We start from the raw sequence: 645 nt of genomic DNA on the forward strand, positions 1-645 counted from the left end.
GAGTACCATACTTCGCGGCCATCGTTGCAGTGCTTAAGATCTCGCAAGCTCATACTATTCAAACACATGGTTCTCTCTGCTTGCTCGCCGTAGTAAAAGTTAGAGGGCGCAAATAGTGGGCTCATATGCGATCCAGTACTTATACGTTTGTCAGCAATACGCATCGATTCAAACAAGATACTTGGTTCGTCGAAACGGGACTCACCATACCAAATGGTTTGATTAGTTGGATGATTGAAATGCTGGCTAAACAATTCTTGTGTTTCTTCAGGGTCAATCACGCTATCTGCTTCACTCATAATTAATAGAGCAGGTACAGAAATGGTATTTTCTTCAAGCAGATCACGCACACGTTGCGCACTTTCGGAATAGGCGATCGCACCGTTAATCGGTGCCGAGGTATAGCGTGCTAAATTTTGCTCTTCGGTTTTGTAGCCATCCACAAACAGAGAGACAAAAGGCGCGAATTTCTCGAGTATTGGTGCACGTGATTGATAACCGGGTGAAACTAAAATCAGCCCATCTACATTGCCGCGTTCTATCGTGTTGATGGTAATAAGGTTGGCTCCGGTTGAAAAACCGCCTAGCCATACTTCATCGTATTCTCCCTTTAATAGCTCGGCGTAATGGTCAACGATCGTTTGC

1 protein-coding gene is annotated in these 645 nt (G+C 44.8%); it reads right to left on the reverse strand.

Annotated features, from left to right (window positions below; genetic code table 11):
• On the reverse strand, positions 1-645 hold a 645-nt coding region (locus tag A3739_RS06930), incomplete at both ends, for an alpha/beta hydrolase (protein ID WP_369821095.1).

This window comes from Oleiphilus sp. HI0067, assembly GCF_001635735.1.